This window comes from Mycobacterium paraffinicum, from assembly GCF_001907675.1.
Classification (GTDB): domain Bacteria; phylum Actinomycetota; class Actinomycetes; order Mycobacteriales; family Mycobacteriaceae; genus Mycobacterium; species Mycobacterium paraffinicum_A.
On the sequence record NZ_MPNT01000039.1, the window covers coordinates 1 to 22435 of the forward strand.

Genomic DNA, 22435 nt, shown 5'->3' on the forward strand with positions numbered 1-22435 from the left:
ACCCAGCTCTACACCCACGTCGCCGTCTCCCGGTTGCGGGCGGTGCACGATCAAGCGCACCCGCGGGCGTGAGCGTGCGCACCCGGCGCTCAGGGTGCGGCCCGGGCGGCGACACGCCGTGGCGGCCCGCCCTGGACGCACGCGGCGCGCACTCAGCCCCGCAACGGTTTGAGCCGGATCGGCGTCGATTTCACCAGGCCCAGCGGATCGACGTAGTGGGCGCCGGACGCCGGGCCCCACATCGCGCCCCAGTGCAGGCAGGCCGCCGCCCGGCAGCCGGCGTGCCCGGCCTCCAGCGAGCCGATCACGGTCCGCGCCGTCACCGGCTGACCCACCCGCACGGCCGCCCGGACCGGCTCGTAGCTGGTGCGCAGCCCGCCGGGATGGGCCAGTGACACCACCGGTCGCCCCGCCAACTGACCGGCGAACACCACGGTGGCGGTGCCCGCCGCGTACACCGGTTGACCAGGGGCGCCGGGCAGGTCCACCCCCCGATGCCCCGGCTTCCAGTCCGGTGACGGGGCATCGAACCCCCGGGCCACCAAGGGGGGCGGGCGCAGCGGCCATTCCAGCCGACCGTCGTCCGCGACCGCCGGCGTCGCGCTGAGTACCGCCAGCCACGACAAGAGCCACCAAACCCGCCGCACCGGCTCAGTTCAGTGCGCCGCCGGTGTCGTCGCCACTCAGCTGCGCACGGTGCTGTGCAAAACCACCAGCTGAGTCCGTGTAAACTGCTGGTCGCAGCTCGTTCGCGGGCTGACTTCGCGCGTCCGCCCCGCGTCTCTGAGCACCACTAGGAGTTCGCACCGCGTGCCGGGCGGTCCTTGCCAGGGTTTCCTGGCAAGGTCCGGCATCGCAGCAGGCGCCAGGGCCCGGCTTCACCCGATGCCGGGCGACAACCGACACACGTAAGGCACAACCATGGCCGTCGTAACCATGAAGCAGCTGCTGGACAGCGGCACTCACTTCGGGCATCAGACCCGGCGCTGGAACCCCAAGATGAAGCGGTTCATCTTCACCGACCGCAACGGCATCTACATCATCGACCTGCAGCAGACGCTGACCTTCATCGACAAGGCGTACGAGTTCGTCAAGGAGACGGTCGCCCACGGCGGCACCGTGCTGTTCGTCGGCACCAAGAAGCAGGCGCAGGAATCGGTCGCGGCCGAGGCGACCCGCGTCGGCATGCCCTATGTGAACCAGCGCTGGCTGGGCGGCATGCTCACCAACTTCTCCACCGTGCACAAGCGGCTGCAGCGCCTCAAGGAGCTCGAGGCGATGGAGCAGACCGGCGGCTTTGAGGGTCGCACCAAGAAGGAAATCCTGATGCTGACCCGGGAGAAGAACAAGCTGGAGCGCAGCCTCGGCGGTATCCGCGACATGGCCAAGGTGCCGTCGGCGATCTGGGTCGTCGACACCAACAAGGAGCACATCGCCGTCGGCGAGGCCCGCAAGCTCGGCATCCCCGTCATCGCGATCCTGGACACCAACTGCGACCCCGACGAGGTCGACTACCCCATCCCGGGCAACGACGACGCGATCCGCTCGGCCGCCCTGTTGACCAAGGTGATCGCCTCCGCGGTCGCCGAGGGCCTGCAGGCCCGGGCCGGGGTCGGCCGCGGCGACGGCAAGCCCGAGGTGGAGGCGGCCGAGCCGCTGCCCGAATGGGAGCAGGAACTGCTGGCCTCCGCCGCTGCCAGCGCCCCCACCGACGCCGCTGCGGGCGCACCCGAATCAACACCCACGGAAGGCTGACATGGCCAACTTCACCGCCGCCGACGTCAAGAAGCTTCGCGAGCTCACCGGCGCCGGCATGCTCGACTGCAAGAACGCGCTGGCCGAGAGCGACGGCGACTTCGACAAGGCCGTCGAGGCGTTGCGCATCAAGGGCGCCAAGGACGTCGGCAAGCGCGCCGAGCGCGCCACGGCCGAGGGCCTGGTCGCCGCGCAGGGCGGCGCGCTGATCGAGCTGAACTCGGAGACCGACTTCGTCGCCAAGAACGCCGAGTTCCAGAAGCTCGCCGACGACATCGTCGCGGCGGCGGCCCAGTCCAAGGCCTCCGACGTCGATGCGCTCAAAGCCGCCAAGGCCGGCGACACGACGGTCGAGCAGGCCATCGCCGACCTGTCGGCCAAGATCGGCGAGAAGCTCGAGCTGCGTCGCGTCGCGTATTTCGACGGCACCGTCGAGGCCTACCTGCACAAGCGCGCGGCCGACCTGCCGCCGGCCGTGGGTGTGCTGGTCGAGTACCAGGGCTCGGATTCCGGGGCCGCGCACTCGGTCGCGCTGCAGATCGCCGCTCTCAAGGCGCGCTTCCTGTCCCGCGAGGATGTTCCCGAGGACGTCGTGGCCAGCGAGCGCCGCATCGCCGAGGAAACGGCCAAGGCGGAGGGCAAGCCTGAGCAGGCCCTGCCCAAGATCGTCGAAGGCCGGCTGAACGGCTTCTTCAAGGACGCCGTGCTGCTTGAGCAGCCGTCGGTGTCCGACAGCAAGAAGACCGTCAAGGCCCTGCTCGACGAGGCCGGCGTCACGGTAACCCGGTTCGTGCGCTTCGAAGTGGGCCAGGCCTAAGCCCCGGCGCGGCGGCGGGCTAGCGTCGACCCATGCGACACGTGCACGCGTTCGGCGACGATGCCCTCGGTGATCTCGACGCGGTCGGCCTCGCCCACGCGATACGGGCGGGCTGGGTCGGCAGGGCGGAGGTCGTCGAGGCGGCCATCGCCCGCACCGAGGCCGTCGACCCGATCCTCAACGGGCTGGCCTACGCCGCCTTTCAGCAGGCACGAACCGCCGCCCCGGTGGCGAACGGTTTCTTTGACGGCGTTCCGACGTTCCTCAAGGACAACGTCGACATCGCGGGGCAGCCGACGATGCACGGCACCGACGCGTGGACGCCGTGGAATGCCACCTCCGACGGGGAGTTCACCCGGCTGTTCTTGGCGACCGGGCTGGCACCCGTGGGCAAGACGCAGCTGTCGGAGTTCGGTTTCAGCGCGTCGGCCGAGCACCCCCGGTTGGGGCCGGTCCGCAACCCGTGGAACACCGACTACAGCGCCGGCGCATCGTCGTCGGGTTCGGGGGCGTTCGTCGCCGCCGGCGTGGTGCCGATCGCCCACGCCAACGACGGCGGCGGATCCATCCGCATCCCTGCCGCCTGCAACGGCCTCGTCGGGCTGAAGCCCTCGCGTGGGCGGCTGCCGCTGGACCCGCACCTGCGCCGGATGCCGGTGGGCATCGTCGCCAACGGTGTGGTGACCCGTTCGGTGCGCGATACCGCGGCGTTCTACCGGGAGGCCGAACGCATATGGCGTAACCCGAAACTGGCGCCGATCGGGGACGTCACCGGACCCGGCAGGCAGCGGCTGCGAATCGCCGTGCTGACCCGGTCAGTGCAACGCGACGCCAGCCCGCAGGTGCGCGAGCTCACGCTGAAGTCGGCCGGTCTTCTCGAGGAGCTGGGGCACCGAGTCGAATACCTTGACGAACCTCCGGTGCCGGCCAGTTTCGTCGACGACTTCGTGCTGTATTGGGGCTTCCTGGCGCTGGCCCAGGTCCGCACGGGGCGCCGAATGTTCGGCGCGACGTTCGACCGCACCCGGCTGGACAGCCTGACGCTCGGTCTGGAGCGACACACCGCCCGCAACATGCACCGACTGCCTCTGGCGATCATGCGCCTGCGCCGAATCCGCAGGCGCACAGCCGAATTCTTTGGCACCTACGACGCGGTGCTGACCCCGACGCTCGCCGACGAGACGCCCCGGATCGGCTATCTGGCGCCCACCGACTACCACCAGGTCATCGAGCGACTGATCGACTGGGTCTCGTTCACCCCGCTGCAGAACGTCACCGGTGAGCCGGCGATCTCGTTGCCGTTGGCGCAGTCCGACGAAGGCATGCCGGTCGGCATGATGGTCTCGGCCGATGTCGGGCAGGAGGCGCTACTGCTCGAGCTGGCCCACGAACTCGAAGAGGCCCGGCCTTGGGCGCGGATCCAGACCGCTTAGGTGCCGGTCAGTCGGAGCCGAGTTTGTCGAGCATCCTTTTGAACTCGCGCTGCTGAGTTTCGGTCAGCTTGGCCAGGATGCGGGCATCGGCGGTCCGCACCGCGCCTTCCGCGCGTTTGAGTAGGGCGCGGCCCTGGCCGGTCAGCGTGGCGGGCAGCGCCCGGCCGCTGGACACCGACGTCGGGCGCGCCACGGCCCCAATCTCTTCCAGCTTGCGCAGCACGGTGTTCATCGCCTGCGGTGTGACGCCGGCCTGCCGGGACAGTTCGGCGCTCGACATCCCCGGCAGTATGGAAAGCATGCGCATGCAGACGAATTCGGGCAGCGTCAGACCCAGCGGGCCCAACACCGCGGAAACCTCCGGTCGCAGCAGGCTCGCCACCCGGTACAGCAGGTAACCAAGCGGGGCGTCTTCGGCCTGAACCATGTCAACCATCTTGACATATTTGGTCGGCCAGCAGGCGAGGTTCGCGACGAAAAAGGGGATTGCCGGCCGGTCAACGGGGTAACCGGCCAGCGGTGACACGTCACGCGCACCCGGAGGAGGTTTCGATGCCGAAGACCACGAAAGGCGGCAAGCCCAAGAAGGACGAATTGCCGAGCACGTTGCAACGTTCCGACGCCAAAGCGCAACGCACGTTCGCCAAGACGCATGACGCGGCCGCCGACGAATACGGAAGCGAAGAGCGCGCCCACCGGGTGGCCTATTCCGCCCTCAAGCACAGTTTCGAAAAGGTCGGCGACCATTGGGAGCCCAAAGAGGAGAAGGGCCCATCGGACGAGCGCGCCAAGAGTGGGGGACCGCGTGCCTCCGGTGAGTCCGCCGAGGGTGTGGACGCGAACGCGAGCAAAAAGCACTTGCTGGAGCTGGCCCGGCGACTCGACGTCCGGGGAAGGTCCACGATGAGCAAGGCGGAGCTGGTGGACGCGATCAAGAAGCACAATCGCCGGGTTCGCGGCCGCTGAGAACCGCGGCCGCGCCGATGTGACCGAGACCGCACCCGGGGGTGCCGTTTAGGTCCGCGGCTCGCGGGCATCCCGACAGCCATGGTTGCGTCCACTACCCCCAGTCAGTTGCGTCAATGCCTGAGCGATGTGGATTTTCCGGCGAACAAGCAGGATCTGCTTGACGCCGCCGATCGCAATGGCTGCGACCACGAGACGGTCCGCGCCCTGCGGTCCATTCCGCCCGAGACGTACAACAACGCCACCCAGGTCGCCGCCTCGGTCACCATCGCCGACGACCGCGACGTCCAGGACGGCGGTGCGGCCGCGGCGCGTCGCATCCACACCAAGCCCGGCCTCGCCCAGAGCGCCAAGGACAACCCGGTCCAGAGTCCGATCGTCGACGAGCTCGGCGAGAACCGGGGCTCCTGACGGGCAGCGCGCTTTGTAGCGCTAGAGAATTTGTCGCGCTAGAGAATTGGCCGGCCCCCGGTCACGGCCACCCGCGCGCCGGAGATGTAACTCGCGTCGTCGGAAGCCAACAGCACATAAACGGGGGCGAGCTCCGCGGGCTGCCCGGCGCGGCCCAGCGGCGTGTTCTCGCCGAATGATTCGACGCTGTCCGGCGGCATGGTGGAGGGAATCAGCGGGGTCCAGATCGGGCCCGGTGCCACGCTGTTGACCCGAATGCCGTTCTCGCCCAACAGTTGAGCAAGACTGGCCGAGAAGTTGGCGATGGCGGCCTTGGTCGCCGCGTAGGGCGCCAGGGTGGGGTTGGGCGTATCGGAGTTGACCGACGAACTGCCGATGATCGATGCGCCGGGCTTCATGTGCACAACGGCCGCCTTGGCCAGATGGAAGTATGCGCCGACGTTGAGCCGGAACGTGTAATCCCATTCCTCGTCGGTGATTTCGTCGAGGCTTTTGTGCATCATCTGGTAGGCGGCATTGTTGACCAGGATGTCGATTCCGCCGAATTCTTCGACGGCCCGATCCACGACGGCGCGGCAGTGGGCCGCGTCGGACAGGTCGCCGGGCACCAGTACGCATTTCCGGCCGGCGTCCTCCACGTAGCGGGCGACGTCGCGGGCGTCGTCGTCCTCGTTGAGGTAGGAGATCAGCACGTCGGCGCCCTCCCGGGCGAAAGCGATTGCGACCGCGCGGCCGATGCCGCTATCGCCGCCGGTGATGATCGCCTTTTTACCCGTGAGCTTTCCCGAACCCCGGTAACTGTGTTCGCCGCAGTCGGGAACCGGGTTCATCTCGGCCTGCACTCCGGGGGGTGATTGTTGTTGCGGCGCAAAGCTCATTTGTTTCCTCTATTCCTGAGAAATTGGTGCGAGCAAACGGCTCGCCGGTTTTAGGGGTCGCGCGTCACCGGGCCCGCCGTGCGGACGTCGGGGTCGTCGTCGGCCGGGGGTTCGGGATCGCGCCACTCCTCGGCGCGACTGGGCCGGTTGCCGCGCAGCGTGCCGTCCAATTCGTGCTTGAGTTCGTCGTCTTCGCGCGGGTTGTGCTTGGAGCTTCCGCGTTCCATGGACGGCCCCTTTCGTCCTCGTCGGTTTTATCCCGCTCCGACTACCCGCCCAAGCGCGGGCTAATCGCTGGCCGTTGCGTCAGTGAGCGGTCGTGAAAACCGATACGGATGTTAAAAACTGATGCGAAAGGTGCTGTCCAACAAACGAACCGCGTTTCGCCAGCTAACCTGCGCTAATTCCGCTTGAGCGGCTATACATGTTTAGAGCTGAAGGCGAATGGCTATTTGCGGTTCGTGTGCGTATTGCCCTTCCGGGGGGCGATTGTTCAACACGAAAGGAATGAGCAATGAAGGTCACCAAGAGGGCCATTAAGACAGCTGCCGCTGCCGGGGGTATAGCGGTGGCAAGCGTTTTCGCCGCGTCGACGGCTGCTGCCGCGCCGCCCAACATTCAGGGCTTCGGCACCAGCGAGAAGCTCGTCGACGGGCCGTTGATTACCGACTACACGGTGAGCAACCTGCAGCCGAGCAACGTCACGATCCCGGGCTACACGCCCAAGGGAACGCTCTACCAGGCGGACATCACCGCCCGGTCCGACGGTGGGCTCGTGACCCCGATGGTCAACGACTTCATCGCCCGCGGGCCCAACGGCCAGAACTACCGGGTGATCGACAAGGTTGGCGTCCCCAACGGCCTCAACCCCGCGCCGATCCCGCAGGGTAGCGAGTCGACCGGAACGCTGTACTTCGACGTGACCGGCGCGCCGCCCAACGGCGTCGTCTACAACGACGGGATGCAGGACATCTTGATGTGGACGTCGAACGTGCCGAGCAGCGCGGCGCCGGGCGCCCCGAGCGCCAGCCCGGCACCGGGTGCTCCGCCGGCTCCGGCCCACACCTAATCCGGCTTACAGATATCTCCCCGCGTCGCGTGCGACGCGGGGAGTTCCGCATTCGGGGGCGCGAGTTGAATCGTGTGCGCGTTAATCGGGTACACCGCACCCATGAGTAATCCGGATCACAGGCCAGCCGAAGTACGCCAACAGGCGAAACTGAACGCCGAAGAGGCGCGGGCGACCATGGAGAAGCGGCGCAACGGCCAGGACGGCGGAGTCAGCGGCTGGGTAGCCGAGCGCGCCGGCAGGTGGGATCTCAGCGGCCAGGACGAGACCACTTTGCAGCGGCAGAAATACCTGTGGAATGTGCTGGTGGACTACTGGTTTCGAATGGAAATCGACGGCTGGGAGAACATCCCGGCGCCACCCGCGCTGCTGGTGGGGATTCACTCCGGCGCTCCCTTCGTCTGGGACGCCTGGACCGTGGGTCTGCAGTGGTGGCGGCGCTTCGGGCAGGATCGCCCCCTGCACGGCACGGCGCATGACGCGTTGATGGCGATTCCGGTGATCGGCCGGTACTTCCGTTCGATGGGTGTGCTGCCGGCCGCTCCCGACGCGATCGCCACCGCGCTGGCCGAAGGTCGCGACGTCGCGCTGTGGCCGGGCGGGGAAGTGGACTCGCTGCGCCCCTGGACCGAGCGCGACCAGGCCAACCTTGCGGGCCGAAAAGGCTTCGTCAAGATGGCGATTCGGGCCGGGGTGCCCATCGTGCCGATCGCCACCGTCGGCGGCGCCGACGCGATGCCGGTGCTGATCCGCGGCGACAAGCTGTCGAAGGCCCTACAGCTGGACCGCCTGCTGCGCCTCAAGGTGTTCCCGTTGGCCGTCTCACTGCCATGGGGGATCGCGCCGGCGGCGCTGCCGCAGCTGCCGCTGCCGGCCAAGATCAGGACGCGGTTCATGCCGGCCGTGGAGCTCGACCACGACCCGGAGCGCGCCGACGACGACGCCTACGTCGACCGCAAGTATCGCGAGGTCCAGGACGCCATCCAGGAAGGGATGGACGCGCTCGCGCGCAAGCGCGCATTTCCACTCTTCGGCTGACCGGGAAAGGCTTCGCGCGCACGGGTATTCACTGCGCCGGCGTGGCCCCCATCATTCGCGTCGACTCGTCGCTGATGATCCATTCCGGATGCGGTGGGGTCGCCGCCATGTACCCCACGCCGCGGACCGTGTCGACCATCGACTGATACCGGGAACCGAGCTTGGCCCGCAGCCGCCGGACGTGAACATCGACCGAACGGACTCGGCCGTTGCAGTCGTAGCCCCACGCCTCGTGCATCAGCCGGGTGCGGGTAAACGGCCGACCGGCATGCTGCACAAGGAAACTCAGCAATCTGAACTCGGTCAGCGTTAGACCCAGGTCCTTGCCTTCCAGCGACCCGGTGAGGCTGGTCGGGTGCAGCAGCAGGGGGCCGAATTTCAGACTGCCGTTGATCGCGCTGCGCCGGTGCGCGATCGCCCGTCCAAGCCGTTCCTGTAGCTCGTCGGCGTCGGTGCCGGGCGGCATGACGTCGTCGACGTTCCACTCACCGTCGACCGTCACGCCGTCGGCTCGCGACACCAATGCCACCACCGCGGTGGCCGGAGTATCCGTCGTCAGGCGGCGGCAGGCGGTCTGGGCCGCCGCGAGGTCCCGACGAGCGTCGACGATGGCCACGTCGCCGGATGGGGCGGGACCGTGGCCGTCACCGGTGAGGGGCGCTCGCCGCATGATACGAGCGAACGAATTCAGCGGTGGCAGAGCGCGATCGAAGTCGTCCGCGTCGGTCAGCAGTAGTACGTCCAAGGACATCTCCGGAAAAGCTTCGTGTGGGTACCTCGGCCCGTAGGCACCTCTGGGAGATGTCTGCAAGCGCAGCGCTGATTACCCGTTCCGCGCGAAACTATGCAAACTGTGTTGAATTAGCGGCGGCCGCATCGGCCCAGCTAATGGGATCGGATCGTCCTGTCCTGGAGAAGTCGATGGGCCCGGTCCGTTTTCACAGACCGGACCCATCCTCCCAGCAAGTTACTGATTGGCCTTCTGCCGCTGCTCAGCCGCGTCGGCGCCGCCGCGGGCCGCCTCGGCCTGGGCTTCCTTCTTCGCCGCGTCGCGCTGGGCTTCGGCCTTGTCCTGCTGCGCCTGGCCCTCGCGGGTGAGGTCGTCCCGACCCGTCACCGCGCCAACGGCCTCCTTGGCCTTGCCCTTGACGTCCTCGACGACGCCCTTGACGGCTTCAGCAGGTCCCGAGTTGTTGTCCGCCATGGAAAGTTCCTCCTCGTAGGCGTACCTGAGCGATCCCCGCTCACTGCCGATCGCCCGAGGCGACCGGTCCGGTCATACGGCAAGGCCGGCCCTTGTTTCTCAAGACCGTGTAATTCCCCACCGCGATGGTGCGGATTCCCCGTGTCGGGCACCGCTCAAACATCCGCGATCCGGAGGGGGTGAACCCGCCGGCGCCGGCGGGCTCACCTGGGCCGATAGCCGCGAAAAGCCGTCGCAATCGCCAACTCTGCGGATAACGCACCCCGCCGAGGCCGCGTTGTGCTGCGATGAGGCAGGATGTGAAATGCCGTTCCGGAGAGGTCACCCCGGGATGGCACTCTCATGCGAGGAGCCTTATGACGGAGTCCTGGGAGCCCCAAGCCGCGGCCTCGAAGCCGGAGGCATCGGCAGCGGAGAACGGATCAGCTGCCGGGCAGCCGCGACCGCGGCCCAAATACGCCAGGGTGCTGCTCAAGCTCGGCGGTGAGATGTTCGGCGGCGGCCAGGTCGGACTCGATCCCGACGTCGTGGCGCGGGTGGCCCGCCAGATAGCCGAGGTGGTTCGCGACGGTGTCCAGGTAGCCGTCGTCATCGGCGGCGGCAACTTCTTTCGGGGCGCGCAACTGCAGCAGCGCGGCATGGAACGCACCCGCTCGGACTACATGGGCATGCTCGGCACGGTCATGAACAGCCTCGCGCTGCAGGACTTCCTGGAAAAGGAAGGCATCGTCACCCGCGTCCAGACCGCGATCACCATGGGACAAGTCGCCGAGCCCTACCTGCCGCTGCGCGCCGTCCGTCACCTGGAGAAGGGGCGCGTGGTGATCTTCGGGGCCGGCATGGGGCTGCCCTACTTCTCCACCGACACCACGGCCGCGCAGCGCGCGCTGGAGATCCGCGCGGACGTCGTCCTGATGGCCAAGGCGGTCGACGGTGTGTTCACCGAGGACCCCAGGGTGAACCCCGAAGCCGAACTGATCGCCGCGATCAGTCACCGCGAGGTCATCGACCGGGGGCTGAGGGTGGCCGATGCCACCGCGTTCAGCCTGTGCATGGACAATGGCATGCCGATCCTGGTGTTCAACCTGCTGACCAATGGGAATATCGCCCGCGCGGTCGCCGGTGAGAAAATCGGGACACTGGTCACCACCTGAGGGGAAGAGCGAACGATGATTGACGAGGCTCTCTTCGACGCGGAAGAGAAAATGGAGAAGGCCGTAGCGGTCGCCCGTGACGACTTGTCAACCATTCGAACCGGCCGGGCCAATCCGGGCATGTTCTCCCGGATCGCCATCGATTACTACGGCGCCACCACCCCCATCACGCAGCTGGCCAGCATCAACGTTCCCGAGGCACGGCTGGTGGTGATCAAGCCGTACGAAGCCAGTCAGCTGGGCGCGATCGAAACCGCGATCCGCAACTCGGATCTGGGCGTCAACCCCACCAACGACGGGACCCTGATCCGGGTGGCGGTGCCGCAACTCACCGAGGAGCGTCGCCGCGAGCTGGTCAAGCAGGCCAAGGGCAAGGGCGAGGACGCCAAGGTGTCGGTGCGCAACATTCGCCGCAAGGCGATGGAGGAGTTGCACCGCATCCGCAAGGACGGCGAGGCCGGCGAGGACGAGGTCGGCCGCGCCGAGAAGGACCTGGACAAGGCCACGCACCAGTACGTCACCCAGATCGAAGACCTGGTCAAGCACAAAGAAAGCGAGCTGCTGGAGGTCTAGCGGCCGCTCAGCAGCTAAGTTCACCCAGGTCCGTGGCAACCACCGGCGCAGCCAGCACGCCCGACGAGCCGGCGCGTGAGGGCAAGACGACCGCGCAGCAGCCGGCCAAGAAGACCTCCCGCGCGGGACGCGACCTGCGTGCGGCCATCGCGGTGGGGGCGGGGATCGGCGGCGTGCTCATCGTCACGCTGGTGTTCGCCCCGCGCTTCTGGGTTGCCATCGTCGCGGTCGCCATCCCCGTCGCCACCCACGAGGTGGTACGACGGCTGCGCGAGGCCGGATACGTCATCCCGCTGATCCCGTTGCTGATCGGCGGTCAGGCCACCATCTGGCTGACGTGGCCGTTCCACGCCGCCGGCGCCCTGGCCGGCTTCGGCGCCACGGTGGTGGTGTGCAACGTCTGGCGCCTGTTCATGCAGGACAACAGCAGGCGACCCGAGCCGTTCGCCGGGTCCCCGTCGGCCAACTACCTGCGCGACGCCTCCGCGACGGTGTTCCTGGCCGCGTGGGTGCCGCTGTTCGCCTCCTTCGGCGCCTTGCTCGTCTACCCGAAGGACGGCGCGGGCCGGGTGTTCTGCCTGATGGTCACCGTCGTCGCCTCCGACGTGGGCGGCTACGCCGTCGGCGTGCTGTTCGGCAAGCACCCGATGGTGCCCGCGATCAGCCCGAAGAAGTCGTGGGAGGGTTTCGCCGGTTCGCTCTTATTCGGGATCACCGCGGCGATTTTGACCGCGACGTTCCTGGCCGGCAAGCCGCCGTGGATCGGTGCGGTGCTGGGCGTGATCTTGGTGCTCACCTGCACACTTGGCGATCTCGTCGAGTCGCAGATCAAGCGCGATCTCGGCATCAAGGACATGGGCCGCCTGCTGCCCGGCCACGGCGGCCTGATGGACCGCCTGGACGGCGTGCTGCCGTCGGCGGTCGCCGCGTGGACGGTGCTGACACTCGTGCCCTGAGAAGGGCCGATACTGGACTGGACATGGTCCAACAACTCGTCTTCACCGAACCCCGTCCCAGCAAGCCGCCCCGGCACCTGGCCGACCTGGACGCGGACGGCCGCGCCTCGGCCGTCGCCGAGCTCGGCCTGCCGGCGTTTCGCGCCAAGCAGCTCGCGCAGCAGTACTACGGCCGCCTGATCGCCGAGCCACGCGAGATGACCGACCTGCCCGGGGCCGTGCGGGACCGGATCGCTGACGCGTTGTTCCCGCGCCTGCTCACCTCGGCCGCCGAGGTCACCTGCGATGCGGGGCAGACCCGAAAGACGTTGTGGCGCGGCACCGACGGGACGACCTTCGAGTCGGTGCTGATGCGCTACCCGCAGCGCAACACCGTGTGCATCTCCTCGCAGGCCGGCTGCGGCATGGCCTGCCCGTTCTGTGCGACCGGGCAGGGGGGACTGACTCGCAACCTGTCCACCGCGGAGATCCTGGAGCAGGTCCGCTCCGCCGCGGTGGCCCTGCGGGACGATTTCGGCGATCGGCTCTCCAACGTCGTGTTCATGGGCATGGGCGAGCCGCTGGCCAACTACGCGCGGGTGGTAGCAGCGGTGCGGCGTATCACCGAAGCGCCACCGCTTGGCTTCGGCATCTCGGCCCGCTCGGTCACGGTGTCGACCGTCGGCCTGGCCCCGGCCATCCGCAAACTGGCCGACGAGCGGCTCGGGGTGACGCTGGCGCTGTCGTTGCACGCGCCCGACGACGAATTGCGCGACACGCTGGTGCCGGTCAACAACCGGTGGAAGATCACCGAGGCGCTCGACGCGGCCCGGTATTACGCCGACGTCACCGGCCGCCGGGTCTCGGTGGAGTATGCGCTGATCCGCGACGTCAACGACCAGCCGTGGCGGGCCGACCTGTTGGGCAAACGCCTGCACCGGGCGCTCGGCCCGCTGGTGCATGTGAACCTGATCCCGCTCAACCCGACCCCGGGCAGCGAGTGGGACGCCAGCCCCAAGGCGGCGGAGCGGGAGTTCGTCCGGCGGGTGCGGGCGCACGGGGTGTCGTGCACCGTGCGGGATACGCGCGGCCGCGAGATCAGCGCTGCCTGCGGACAGTTGGCCGCCGAAGGCGGGTAGCTGGAGCGCAGGCGATTTGGCGGGGGCCTGCGGACAGTTGGCCGCCGAAGGCGGGTAGCTGGAGCGCAGGCGATTTGGCGGGGGCCTGCGGACAGTTGGCCGCCGAAGGCGGGTAGGCGCCCTACCTGATCCAGCCCCGGCGGCGGCCCCACAGGTCGCGGACCAGGACGATGAGCACCAACGCGGCGAACCCGATCAGGAACCAGTTCTCGACGTGGCCGACGTGGTTTCCGCGCAGCATCGCCAGCAGGAACCCGAAGATGACCAGGCCGGTGATGTGCCAGGTGCGGTGGTTGATCCTGCTCCAACCCCACGCCGCCGACGGCACCTCGACGGTGTCGACGCCGGTGAACTGTTCCACCTCGGTACTGGCCACGGTGAGTCCCTTTCGTGATCGGCTGGTAGGGAGATTCTGGCACACCCGTTGCGCCGACCGAGCGGGCACAATGAACGAGTGACAACCGCGACACCGGAGGGCCGCCTGCGCGTGCTGGTGCTGGGCAGCACCGGCTCGATCGGCACGCAGGCGCTGGAGGTGATAGCGGCCAATCCCGACCGCTTCGAGGTGGTCGGCCTGGCAGCGGGCGGCGCCAACCTGGACACCCTGTTGCGGCAGCGCGCCGAGACCGGCGTCACCAACGTCGCCGTCGCCGACGAACGCGCGGCCCAGATCGCCGACGTCCCCTACCGCGGCCCCGAGGCGGTGACCCGCCTGGTGCACGACACCGAGGCCGACGTCGTCCTCAACGCGCTGGTGGGCGCGCTGGGCCTGCGGCCGACGCTGGCCGCGCTGGATTCGGGCGCCCGGCTGGCCCTGGCCAACAAGGAGTCCCTGGTCGCCGGGGGGCCGCTGGTCCTCAAGGCCGCGCGGCCAGGTCAGATCGTGCCCGTCGACTCCGAACACTCCGCGCTGGCGCAGTGCCTGCGCGGCGGTTCCCCCGAGGAGGTCGCCAAGCTGGTGCTGACCGCCTCCGGCGGCCCGTTCCGAGGCTGGACCGCCGCCCAACTCGAGGGCGTCACCCCGCAACAGGCCGGCGCCCACCCGACCTGGTCGATGGGCCCGATGAACACCCTGAACTCGGCGTCGCTGGTCAACAAGGGTCTCGAGCTCATCGAAACGCACCTGCTGTTCGGCATCGACTACGACCGCATCGAGGTCGTCGTGCACCCCCAGTCGATTGTTCATTCGATGGTCACCTTCGTCGACGGCTCGACCATCGCCCAGGCCAGCCCCCCGGACATGAAGCTGCCCATCTCGTTGGCCCTGGGCTGGCCGGCCCGGGTTCCCGGGGCGGCGGGCTCCTGCGACTTCAGCACCGCCTCTAGCTGGGAATTCGAGCCGCTGGACAGCGAAGTTTTCCCCGCCGTCGAGCTGGCCCGGTATGCCGGCCAGACGGGCGGCTGCATGACCGCCGTGTACAACGCGGCCAACGAAGAGGCCGCCGAGGCGTTCCTGCAAGGCCGCGTCGGGTTCCCGGCCATCGTCAACACCATCGCGGACGTGCTGCACGCCGCCGACCAATGGGCGGTTTCACCCGCTAACGTGGATGAGGTACTAGACGCGCAGCGCTGGGCTAGGGAGACGGCTAGGCGCCGAATCGATCGAGTCGCACACGCACGGCCCACCGAGGCCTCCGTCAACGCCTCCGGAGTGGTGTGAGAAAGGTCCTGCAGTCCAGATGATGTTCGTTATCGGCATTGTGCTGTTCGCCCTCGCCATCCTGATCTCGGTGGCCCTGCACGAGTGCGGCCACATGTGGGTCGCCCGCGCCACCGGCATGAAGGTCCGCCGCTATTTCGTCGGGTTCGGACCGACGCTGTGGTCGACCCGGCGCGGTGAGACCGAGTACGGGCTCAAGGCCGTGCCGCTGGGCGGCTTCTGCGACATCGCCGGGATGACCTCGGTCGAGGAGTTGGCGCCCGACGAAACCGACCGGGCGATGTACAAGCAGGACGTCTGGAAGCGCGTCGCGGTGCTGTTCGCCGGTCCGGCGATGAACTTCCTGATCTGCCTGGTGCTGATCTATGGCATCGCGCTCGTCTGGGGGCTGCCGAACCTGCACCCGCCGACCAAGGCGGTGATCGGTGAAACCGCTTGTGTCGCACCTGAAGTCGCCCCCGGAAAGATCGCGGACTGCACCGGTCCCGGTCCGGCCGCGGTGGCCGGCATCCGTGCCGGCGACGTCGTGGTCAAGGTCGGGGACACCCCGGTGTCCACCTTCGAGGACATGGCCGCGGCGGTCCGCAAGATGCACGGCACCGTTCCGGTCGTCGTCGAGCGTGGCGGCAACACCATCACCACCTACGTCGACGTCACGCCCACCCAGCGTTTCCTGGCCAACGGGGCCGCCGGGCAGGGCGGTCAGGCGGCCCCCGCCACGGTCGGCGCCATCGGCGTGGCCGCCGTCAAGCTCGCGCCCGCACACTACGGGGTGCTCTCCGCGGTGCCGGCCACCCTCGCGTTCACGTGGGACCTGACCGGCGAAGTGGGCAAGGCGCTGGTCACCATCCCGACCAAGGTGGGTGCGCTGGTGCACGCGATCGGCGGCGGGCAGCGCGACCCGCAGACCCCGATGAGCGTGGTCGGCGCCAGCATCATCGGCGGCGACACCGTCGACCACGGCCTCTGGGTGGCGTTCTGGTTCTTCCTGGCCCAGCTGAACCTTATCCTGGGCGCCATCAACCTGGTGCCGCTGCTGCCGTTCGACGGCGGCCACATCGCCATCGCGGTGTTCGAGAAGATCCGCAACCTCGTCCGGTCGGCGCGCGGCATGGTCGCGGCCGCGCCGGTGAACTACCTCAAGCTGATGCCCGCCACCTATGTGGTGCTGGTGTTCGTCGTCGGGTACATGTTGCTGACCGTGACCGCTGATCTGGTCAACCCGATCAGGCTCTTCCAATAGCTAAGGAACTACAAAAGTGACCCGCGCCGGCGACGATGCAGAACGAAGCGATGAGGAGGAGTGGCGCAAATGACGATTGGCCTGGGCATGCCGGACGCTCCGGCGCCCACGCTCGCCCCCCGCCGCAAGACGCGCCAGCTCATGGTCCGCGACGTCGGCGTGGGCAGCGACTATCCGATTTCGGTGCAGTCGATGTGCACCACCAAAACCCACGACGTCAACACCACGCTGCAGCAGATCGCCGAGCTGACCGCCGCCGGCTGCGACATCGTCCGGGTGGCCTGCCCCCGTCAGGAGGACGCCGACGCGCTGGCCGAGATCGCGCGGCACAGCCAGATCCCGGTGATCGCCGACATCCACTTCCAGCCCAAGTACATCTTCGCCGCCATTGACGCGGGATGCGCCGCGGTGCGGGTAAACCCCGGCAACATCAAGGAATTCGACGGCCGGGTTGGCGAGGTCGCCAAGGCCGCGGCCGCGGCCGGCATCCCCATCCGCATCGGTGTCAACGCCGGCTCGCTGGACAAGCGGTTCATGGAGAAGTACGGCAAGGCCACCCCCGAGGCGCTGGTCGAGTCCGCGCTGTGGGAGGCCTCGCTGTTCGAGGAGCACGGCTTCGGCGACATCAAGATCAGCGTCAAGCACAACGATCCCGTGGTGATGGTCGCCGCCTACGAGCAGCTGGCCGCCCAGTGCGACTACCCGCTGCACCTCGGCGTCACCGAGGCCGGCCCGGCGTTCCAGGGCACCATCAAGTCCGCGGTCGCCTTCGGCGCGCTGTTGTCGCGGGGGATCGGCGACACCATCCGGGTGTCGCTGTCCGCGCCGCCGGTGGAAGAGGTCAAGGTCGGCATCCAGATCCTCGAGTCGCTGAACCTGCGGCCGCGCGGGCTGGAGATCGTGTCCTGCCCGTCCTGCGGCCGCGCCCAGGTCGACGTCTACACCCTGGCCAATGCGGTCACCGCCGGGCTGGACGGCCTCGACGTCCCGCTGCGGGTCGCCGTGATGGGCTGCGTGGTGAACGGTCCCGGCGAGGCCCGCGAGGCCGACCTGGGCGTCGCATCGGGAAATGGCAAGGGGCAGATCTTCGTTCGCGGCGAGGTGATTAAGACCGTGCCCGAAGCGCAGATCGTCGAAACGCTCATCGAGGAGGCCATGCGGTTGGCCTCGGAGATGGGTGCCGATCACGGTCCTGACACAACATCCAGCGGTTCGCCGATCGTGACCGTAAGCTGATGGGGGCCGGTTCCCGGTTGCCGGTCCTTTAGTTCGCAGCACAGAGAGTTCGCCAGATGTCGGCTCCGCCCCTGTTCCGCCTTGTCGGCGAGCGACGGGTGTCGGTGGTGCGCGACGCCGCCGCCGTGTGGCGGGTGTTCGACGAGGATCCCGTCGGGTCGTGCATGGTCGCGGCGCGGGTGGCCGACCACGGCATCGACCCCAACTCCATCGGCGGCGAACTGTGGACCGTGCGCGGCGCGGAAGAGTCGCTGTGCTTCGCCGGCGCCAACCTGATCCCGTTGCGCGGCGCCGCGGCCGACATGGACGCCTTCGCCGACGAGGCGATGAGCGGAACCCGCCGCTGTTCGTCCCTGGTCGGCCGGGCCGACCTGGTGATGCGGATGTGGGAGCGGCTCGAGTCGGCGTGGGGCCCGGCCCGTGACGTGCGCGATCACCAGCCGCTGCTGGCGCTGTCGCGCCATCCCAACTGCGACATCGACGCCGGGGTGCGGCAGGTCCGGCCGGACGAGCTGGACGCCTATCTGGTGGCCGCCGTGGACATGTTCATCGGCGAGGTGGGCGTCGACCCCCGGATCGGTGACGGCGGTCGCGGATACCGGCGCCGGGTGGCCAGCCTCATCGCGGCCGGCCGCGCGTGGGCCCGCTTCGAGCACGGCCAGGTCGTCTTCAAGGCCGAGGTGGGTTCGCAGTCGCCGGGCGTGGGCCAGATCCAGGGGGTGTGGGTGCACCCCGAGTGGCGGGGCCTGGGCCTCGGCACCGCAGGCACCGCGACGGTGGCCGCGGTGATCGTCGGCAGCGGGCGCACCGCCAGCCTCTATGTGAACAGCTTCAACACCGTCGCCCGCGCCGCGTACGCCCGGGTCGGCTTCACCGAGGTGGGCACCTTCGCGACGGTCCTGCTGGACTAGCTTCCTGGGCGAGCGTGCGGCTGGCCGCACACTCGGCATCGAACGTGCGGCTAGCCGCACAGCCGGCACGGAGCGGCCGGCCCAATGCGTGCATAACGGTCGGGTCTCGGTGTGTCGACGCCGGTGCGCCCGCCGCGCTTCATAACATCTGTACCAATGGTCACAAAAACCCCACTGGTAATCGTGGCGGCCGGATTGCTGCTTGCGGCCGTCGCGATGTCCGGGTGCACCCCGCGGCCCGACGGCCCCGGCCCGGCGGCCGAGAAGTTCTTCGCCGCCCTGGCGATCGGCGACACCGCCACGGCCGCCCAACTCAGCGACAACCCCAACGAGGCCCGCGAAGCGCTCAACGCGGCGTGGGCGGGGCTGCAGGCGAGTCACCTCGACACGCAGATCCTCAACGCCAAGTACGCCGAGGACACCGGCACGGTCGGCTACCGCTTCACCTGGCACCTGCCCAAGAACCGGACCTGGACCTACGACGGCCAGCTGAAGATGGCGCGCGACGAGGGCCGCTGGGAGGTTCGGTGGACCACCACCGGCCTGCACCCCAAACTGGGCGAGCACCAGACGTTCGCGTTGCGCGCCGACGCGCCGCGCCGCGCCTCGGTCAACGAGCTCGGCGGCACCGACGTGCTGGCGCCGGGCTACCGCTACCACTACACGCTGGACGCCACCCAGGCAGGAACGCCGCAGTCGCTCAGCTTCACCACCCACACGATCGTCGACGTGCTGCGGCCGTTCAACGACACGTTGACCGATCCGCAGCTGCTCGCCGAGCGGGCCAGCTCGTCACCCAACCCGGTGGACCTGGGCGTCACGCTGCTTCCCGCCGACAACGACAAGATCTTTCCCGCGATCGGCCGGCTGCCCGGCATCGTCGTCACGCCACAGCCCGAAATGCTGCCCACCGACCCGCATTTCGCGCCGGCCGTCATCGGCGAGGTGAAGAAGGCCGTGATGGACCAGCTCGACGGCCAGGCGGGCTGGCGGGTGGTCAGCGTCAACCAGAACAACGTCGACGTGGCCGTGCTGCACGAGGTCGAGGGGTCGCCGGCGCCGTCGGTGTCGATCACGCTGGACCGGGTCGTGCAGAACGCCGCTCAGCGCGCGGTGGACAACAAGGGCGGCAAGGCGATGATCGTCGTGATCAAGCCGTCGACGGGGGAGATCCTCGCGATCGCGCAGAACAAGGGCGCCGACGCCGACGGCCTGCCGGCCACCAACGGCCTGTTCCCGCCGGGGTCGACGTTCAAGATGATCACGGCGGGCGCGGCCATCGACCGCGACATGGCCACGCCCAACTCGATGTTGGGCTGTCCGGGCCACATCGACATCGGGCACCGCACGATTCCCAACTACGGCGGCTTCGACCTCGGCGTGGTGCCCATGTCCCGCGCGTTCGCCAGTTCGTGCAACACCACGTTCGCCGAGCTGAGCAGCAGGATGCCGCCCCGTGGCCTGACTCAAACGGCCACCCGCTACGGCATCGGGCTCGACTACACCGTTGACGGCCTGACCACCGTGACCGGGTCGGTGCCGCCGACGGTGGACCTAGCCGAGCGCACCGAGGACGGCTTCGGCCAGGGCAAGGTGCTGGCGAGCCCGTTCGGCATGGCGCTGGTGGCGGCCACGGTCGCGGCCGGCAAGACCCCGGTGCCGCAGCTGATCGCCGGCCGCCCGACGACCGTCGAGGGCCCGGACGTCCCAGACACCCCGATCAGCCCGAAGATGGTCGACGCGCTGCGGCCGATGATGCGCCTGGTGGTGACCAACGGGACCGCCAAGGAGATCAACGGCCTTGGCGAGATCTACGGGAAGACCGGTGAGGCCGAGTTCCCTGGCGGATCGCACTCCTGGTTCGCCGGGTACCGGGGCGACCTGGCCTTCGCCGCGCTGATCGTCGGGGGTGGCAGCTCGGAGTGGGCGGTGCGGATGACAAAATTCATGTTCGAGTCCATGCCGCCGGGCTACCTGGCCTGAACTGCCCGGTCCCGGGGGGCCCAACAGCGGTAAATTTGCGAGCATGACCGATACCGGCGGGGACATGCTTTCGCTACGGGTCTCCGACGCCGACCGGAACGGCACGATGCGCCGGCTGCACAACGCCGTCGCGCTCGGCCTGCTCGACATCGACGAGTTCGAGCAGCGCTCGACCCAGGTGTCCTACGCCCGCACCCGAAGCGAGCTGGACGGGCTGGTCGGTGACCTGCCCGGGCCGGGCGCGTTCGTCTCGTCCGCCGCCGACCGGGTGGAGTTGCGTGGCTGGGCCGGCTCGCTCAAGCGCCACGGCGAGTGGACGGTGCCGACCCGGCTGGCGCTGGTGCGCCGGCTCGGCTCGGTGCACCTCGACCTCACCCGGGCCCGGTTCGCGGGGCCGGTGGTGATCATCGAGCTCGACATGCGGTTCGGCTCGGTGGAGGTCCGGTTGCCCGACGGCGCCAGCGCGTCGATCGACGACGTCGAGGTCTACGTCGGCAGCGCCAGCGACCGCCGCAAGGGCGCGCCCGGCGAGGGCACGCCGCACGTCGTGTTGACGGGCCGGGTGGTGTGCGGGTCGCTGATCATCCGCGGGCCGCGGCGCTCGCTCCTACGCCGCCGCTCGGGCTGATCGCGCTTTGCGTGTGAGCCAGCGGCGTTGCGCGTGAACTGGCGGCGGCGATTGTGAAGCTGTGGCGTCCCACGCTCACACTCCAAGCAGTAGATTCAGACGCCGCGATGTGCGCACGTTCATCAGCCCGGCGACGAACTGCGCATGGATCATTCGCCCACCCGAAGCGTTTTGCCGGTAATGCCAATTCCGGACCGGGGCTCGGCAGAGCAACCTTGTTGATCCTGGTATCGCGGGGAACAGTCTTAGTGCTCGAACACCAGCAGCGGCTTGCCCCCATGAGCGGGAGCCTCGGCCAAATCGACTGCCTCGCTGAAGTTTTCCACGGGGATGGGCTGGCCCTCCGGCACGCGCAGCGCGCCGCTGTCGGCGAGCTGAACTGTCCGGTTGATCGTTTCGGCTGTCCGATCCTTCGGGGATTCGGTCAACCAGCGGAACAGCCAGAACCCCCGAACTGTCTTGGTTTCGTAGATCAGTGAGCGCGCGAAGATCGGCACGGTGAGCTTGTCGGGATCGGTCTGGCGATGCGTGGACAGCGCGCCGTAGACGACCAGCTCACCGCCCGGCGCCAGCGCGCGCGACACGTCCGCGCCCACCTGACCGCTGACACAGTCGATCGCCTTGGACACGCCGTCGTGGCCCGCTATTTCGGCCACCCGCTCGCGCAGGTCCTCGTCCTCGGTGCAGATCACCGCGGTGCCCCCGGCCGCGAGGATCTCCCCGACCGCGGATCGACGGCGAACCACGTTGAGCGTCTTGAAGCCGACGTGCACTCCGAGTTGGATGACCGACCGGCCCACGATTGAACCGGCCGCGGTCTGAAGTAGCCATTCACCCGGTTGAACATCAAGCTCATCGCCGGTCAAGATCACCGCGGTGAGCGGATTACTGAGAATTTGGGCGGCCGTGGAATTGCTCATGCCCGCAGGAACAGGCAGGACCCGCGAGGCATCGGCGACAACGTATTCCTGCCACGTGCCCGTCACTCCGACCGTCATGACGCGCTGTCCGACGATCAGACCGTCCGCACCGGCACCAAGTTCGTCGATCACACCGACGGATTCGATTCCGGGCACCGCGGGGAACTCCGGGGTGAACCCGTACCGGCCGCGGATGGTGTGCAGATCGCTGGCCTCGACAGGTACCGCTGACACCCGGACGCGGACCTGGCCGGGACCGGGCTCCGGAATCGGGCGGGTCTGCAGTTTCAGGACCTCGGTCGGTTCGCCAACCCTGTCGGCGACGAGGGACCGCATCGCTCGCATCGTCCTGACGCTCCTTCGGTCGATCAGGGGCCGAATACTGGCGCTAGCGGTAATGCTGCCACGGCGGCGCGGTTTCTCGGGGTCTGGTTTCGAGACTTCGGCGAAGGTCTGGTGAACCCGCCGAGGCCATTCATCGC

The 22435-nt window shown here is 68.5% G+C and carries 25 protein-coding genes and 1 pseudogene; 18 read left to right on the forward strand and 8 right to left on the reverse strand.

All coding sequences use genetic code 11. From position 1 onward, the window contains the following. The coding region (locus BRW65_RS32505) for a hypothetical protein (RefSeq protein ID WP_244168225.1) at nucleotides 1–72 on the forward strand (72 nt) is incomplete at its 5' end. Between the two features lie 89 nt (nucleotides 73–161). Here the strand turns inward: BRW65_RS32505 and BRW65_RS26770 are convergent. After that, nucleotides 162–647, reverse strand: a pseudogene (locus tag BRW65_RS26770) (M23 family metallopeptidase); the annotation flags it as partial. Nucleotides 648–921: 274 nt separating this feature from the next. On the opposite strand from BRW65_RS26770, the gene rpsB reads away from it, so the two are divergent. From rpsB to BRW65_RS26790, 3 genes are read left to right on the forward strand one after another with little or no spacing between them, the layout of a single operon-like run. Continuing rightward, nucleotides 922–1755 carry a 30S ribosomal protein S2 gene (rpsB, locus tag BRW65_RS26780; RefSeq protein WP_068053021.1) on the forward strand — a complete coding sequence of 278 codons (834 nt, stop codon included), beginning with the start codon at nucleotides 922–924 and terminating at the stop codon, nucleotides 1753–1755. A 1-nt stretch (nucleotide 1756) separates the two neighbouring features. Then, on the forward strand, nucleotides 1757–2572 hold the full coding sequence (tsf, locus tag BRW65_RS26785; protein WP_068088468.1) for a translation elongation factor Ts: 816 nt from the start codon (nucleotides 1757–1759) through the stop codon (nucleotides 2570–2572). Between the two features lie 32 nt (nucleotides 2573–2604). After that, nucleotides 2605–4005 (forward strand): amidase, encoded by a 1401-nt coding sequence (locus BRW65_RS26790; protein WP_073879883.1) that lies wholly within the window; start codon nucleotides 2605–2607, stop codon nucleotides 4003–4005. A gap of 7 nt (nucleotides 4006–4012) precedes the next feature. Here the strand turns inward: BRW65_RS26790 and BRW65_RS26795 are convergent, their stop codons facing one another. Continuing rightward, on the reverse strand, nucleotides 4013–4432 hold the full coding sequence (locus BRW65_RS26795) for a MarR family winged helix-turn-helix transcriptional regulator (protein ID WP_073879960.1): 420 nt from the start codon (nucleotides 4430–4432) through the stop codon (nucleotides 4013–4015). Nucleotides 4433–4557: 125 nt separating this feature from the next. Here BRW65_RS26795 and BRW65_RS26800 point away from each other — a divergent pair, with 125 nt between their 5' ends. Both BRW65_RS26800 and BRW65_RS26805 read left to right on the forward strand, forming a co-directional pair. Beyond that, nucleotides 4558–4971, forward strand: coding sequence for a ChaB family protein (locus BRW65_RS26800; RefSeq protein WP_073879962.1), 414 nt, complete (start codon nucleotides 4558–4560; stop codon nucleotides 4969–4971). A gap of 129 nt (nucleotides 4972–5100) precedes the next feature. Then, on the forward strand, nucleotides 5101–5382 hold the full coding sequence (locus BRW65_RS26805) for a DUF2795 domain-containing protein (RefSeq protein WP_208611935.1): 282 nt from the start codon (nucleotides 5101–5103) through the stop codon (nucleotides 5380–5382). Between the two features lie 38 nt (nucleotides 5383–5420). On the opposite strand, the gene BRW65_RS26810 is transcribed toward BRW65_RS26805, so the two are convergent. Further along, nucleotides 5421–6260, reverse strand: a complete 840-nt coding sequence (locus BRW65_RS26810) for an SDR family oxidoreductase (protein ID WP_073879887.1) — start codon at nucleotides 6258–6260, stop codon at nucleotides 5421–5423. Between the two features lie 50 nt (nucleotides 6261–6310). Further along, nucleotides 6311–6487, reverse strand: coding sequence for a hypothetical protein (locus BRW65_RS31905; RefSeq protein ID WP_167374099.1), 177 nt, complete (start codon nucleotides 6485–6487; stop codon nucleotides 6311–6313). A gap of 287 nt (nucleotides 6488–6774) precedes the next feature. Between BRW65_RS31905 and BRW65_RS26815 the strand changes: the two genes are divergently transcribed. Continuing rightward, complete coding sequence (locus tag BRW65_RS26815; protein WP_073879889.1) at nucleotides 6775–7329, forward strand: MPT63 family protein; 555 nt, start codon at nucleotides 6775–6777, stop codon at nucleotides 7327–7329. A 102-nt stretch (nucleotides 7330–7431) separates the two neighbouring features. Further along, a complete protein-coding gene (locus BRW65_RS26820) occupies nucleotides 7432–8367 on the forward strand; it encodes a lysophospholipid acyltransferase family protein (RefSeq protein ID WP_073879891.1) in 936 nt (311 codons plus the stop codon). Between the two features lie 28 nt (nucleotides 8368–8395). On the opposite strand, the gene BRW65_RS26825 is transcribed toward BRW65_RS26820, so the two are convergent. Both BRW65_RS26825 and mbp1 read right to left on the reverse strand, forming a co-directional pair. After that, the gene (locus tag BRW65_RS26825) at nucleotides 8396–9118 is read right to left on the reverse strand and encodes a winged helix-turn-helix domain-containing protein (RefSeq protein ID WP_073879893.1); all 723 of its coding nucleotides are present in this window, start codon (nucleotides 9116–9118) and stop codon (nucleotides 8396–8398) included. Between the two features lie 216 nt (nucleotides 9119–9334). Then, nucleotides 9335–9571, reverse strand: coding sequence for a microaggregate-binding protein 1 (mbp1, locus tag BRW65_RS26830; protein ID WP_073879895.1), 237 nt, complete (start codon nucleotides 9569–9571; stop codon nucleotides 9335–9337). A gap of 356 nt (nucleotides 9572–9927) precedes the next feature. Between mbp1 and pyrH the strand changes: the two genes are divergently transcribed. From pyrH to rlmN, 4 genes are all read left to right on the forward strand, one after another. Then, on the forward strand, nucleotides 9928–10725 hold the full coding sequence (pyrH, locus tag BRW65_RS26835) for a UMP kinase (protein WP_073879897.1): 798 nt from the start codon (nucleotides 9928–9930) through the stop codon (nucleotides 10723–10725). A gap of 15 nt (nucleotides 10726–10740) precedes the next feature. Next, nucleotides 10741–11298, forward strand: a complete 558-nt coding sequence (gene frr / locus BRW65_RS26840; protein WP_073879899.1) for a ribosome recycling factor — start codon at nucleotides 10741–10743, stop codon at nucleotides 11296–11298. A gap of 134 nt (nucleotides 11299–11432) precedes the next feature. Next, nucleotides 11433–12254, forward strand: a complete 822-nt coding sequence (locus tag BRW65_RS26845) for a phosphatidate cytidylyltransferase (protein ID WP_432206458.1) — start codon at nucleotides 11433–11435, stop codon at nucleotides 12252–12254. Between the two features lie 23 nt (nucleotides 12255–12277). Next, entirely contained in the window at nucleotides 12278–13372 is a 1095-nt protein-coding gene (gene rlmN / locus BRW65_RS26850) for a 23S rRNA (adenine(2503)-C(2))-methyltransferase RlmN (protein WP_073879903.1), read from the forward strand. 121 nt (nucleotides 13373–13493) lie between these two features. Here rlmN and BRW65_RS26855 read toward each other — a convergent pair whose 3' ends face one another. After that, entirely contained in the window at nucleotides 13494–13748 is a 255-nt protein-coding gene (locus BRW65_RS26855; protein WP_073879905.1) for a DUF2631 domain-containing protein, read from the reverse strand. Between the two features lie 78 nt (nucleotides 13749–13826). On the opposite strand from BRW65_RS26855, the gene dxr reads away from it, so the two are divergent. The 6 genes from dxr (at nucleotide 13827) to BRW65_RS26885 (ending at nucleotide 21033) form a co-directional block, all read left to right on the forward strand. After that, nucleotides 13827–15032, forward strand: coding sequence for a 1-deoxy-D-xylulose-5-phosphate reductoisomerase (dxr, locus tag BRW65_RS26860; RefSeq protein ID WP_073879907.1), 1206 nt, complete (start codon nucleotides 13827–13829; stop codon nucleotides 15030–15032). Nucleotides 15033–15051: 19 nt separating this feature from the next. Further along, nucleotides 15052–16275: a M50 family metallopeptidase gene (locus BRW65_RS26865; RefSeq protein ID WP_073879909.1), complete on the forward strand. Its 1224-nt coding sequence runs from the start codon at nucleotides 15052–15054 to the stop codon at nucleotides 16273–16275. Nucleotides 16276–16344: 69 nt separating this feature from the next. Beyond that, entirely contained in the window at nucleotides 16345–17511 is a 1167-nt protein-coding gene (ispG, locus tag BRW65_RS26870; protein WP_073879911.1) for a flavodoxin-dependent (E)-4-hydroxy-3-methylbut-2-enyl-diphosphate synthase, read from the forward strand. A gap of 56 nt (nucleotides 17512–17567) precedes the next feature. Then, nucleotides 17568–18422 carry a GNAT family N-acetyltransferase gene (locus BRW65_RS26875; protein ID WP_073879913.1) on the forward strand — a complete coding sequence of 285 codons (855 nt, stop codon included), beginning with the start codon at nucleotides 17568–17570 and terminating at the stop codon, nucleotides 18420–18422. 156 nt (nucleotides 18423–18578) lie between these two features. Continuing rightward, on the forward strand, nucleotides 18579–20405 hold the full coding sequence (locus BRW65_RS26880) for a penicillin-binding transpeptidase domain-containing protein (RefSeq protein ID WP_073879915.1): 1827 nt from the start codon (nucleotides 18579–18581) through the stop codon (nucleotides 20403–20405). 43 nt (nucleotides 20406–20448) lie between these two features. Then, nucleotides 20449–21033, forward strand: coding sequence for a DUF1707 SHOCT-like domain-containing protein (locus BRW65_RS26885; protein ID WP_073879917.1), 585 nt, complete (start codon nucleotides 20449–20451; stop codon nucleotides 21031–21033). 245 nt (nucleotides 21034–21278) lie between these two features. Here BRW65_RS26885 and BRW65_RS26890 read toward each other — a convergent pair whose 3' ends face one another. Next, nucleotides 21279–22289, reverse strand: a complete 1011-nt coding sequence (locus BRW65_RS26890) for a zinc-dependent alcohol dehydrogenase family protein (protein ID WP_244168224.1) — start codon at nucleotides 22287–22289, stop codon at nucleotides 21279–21281. Nucleotides 22290–22435: the final 146 nt, after the last annotated feature.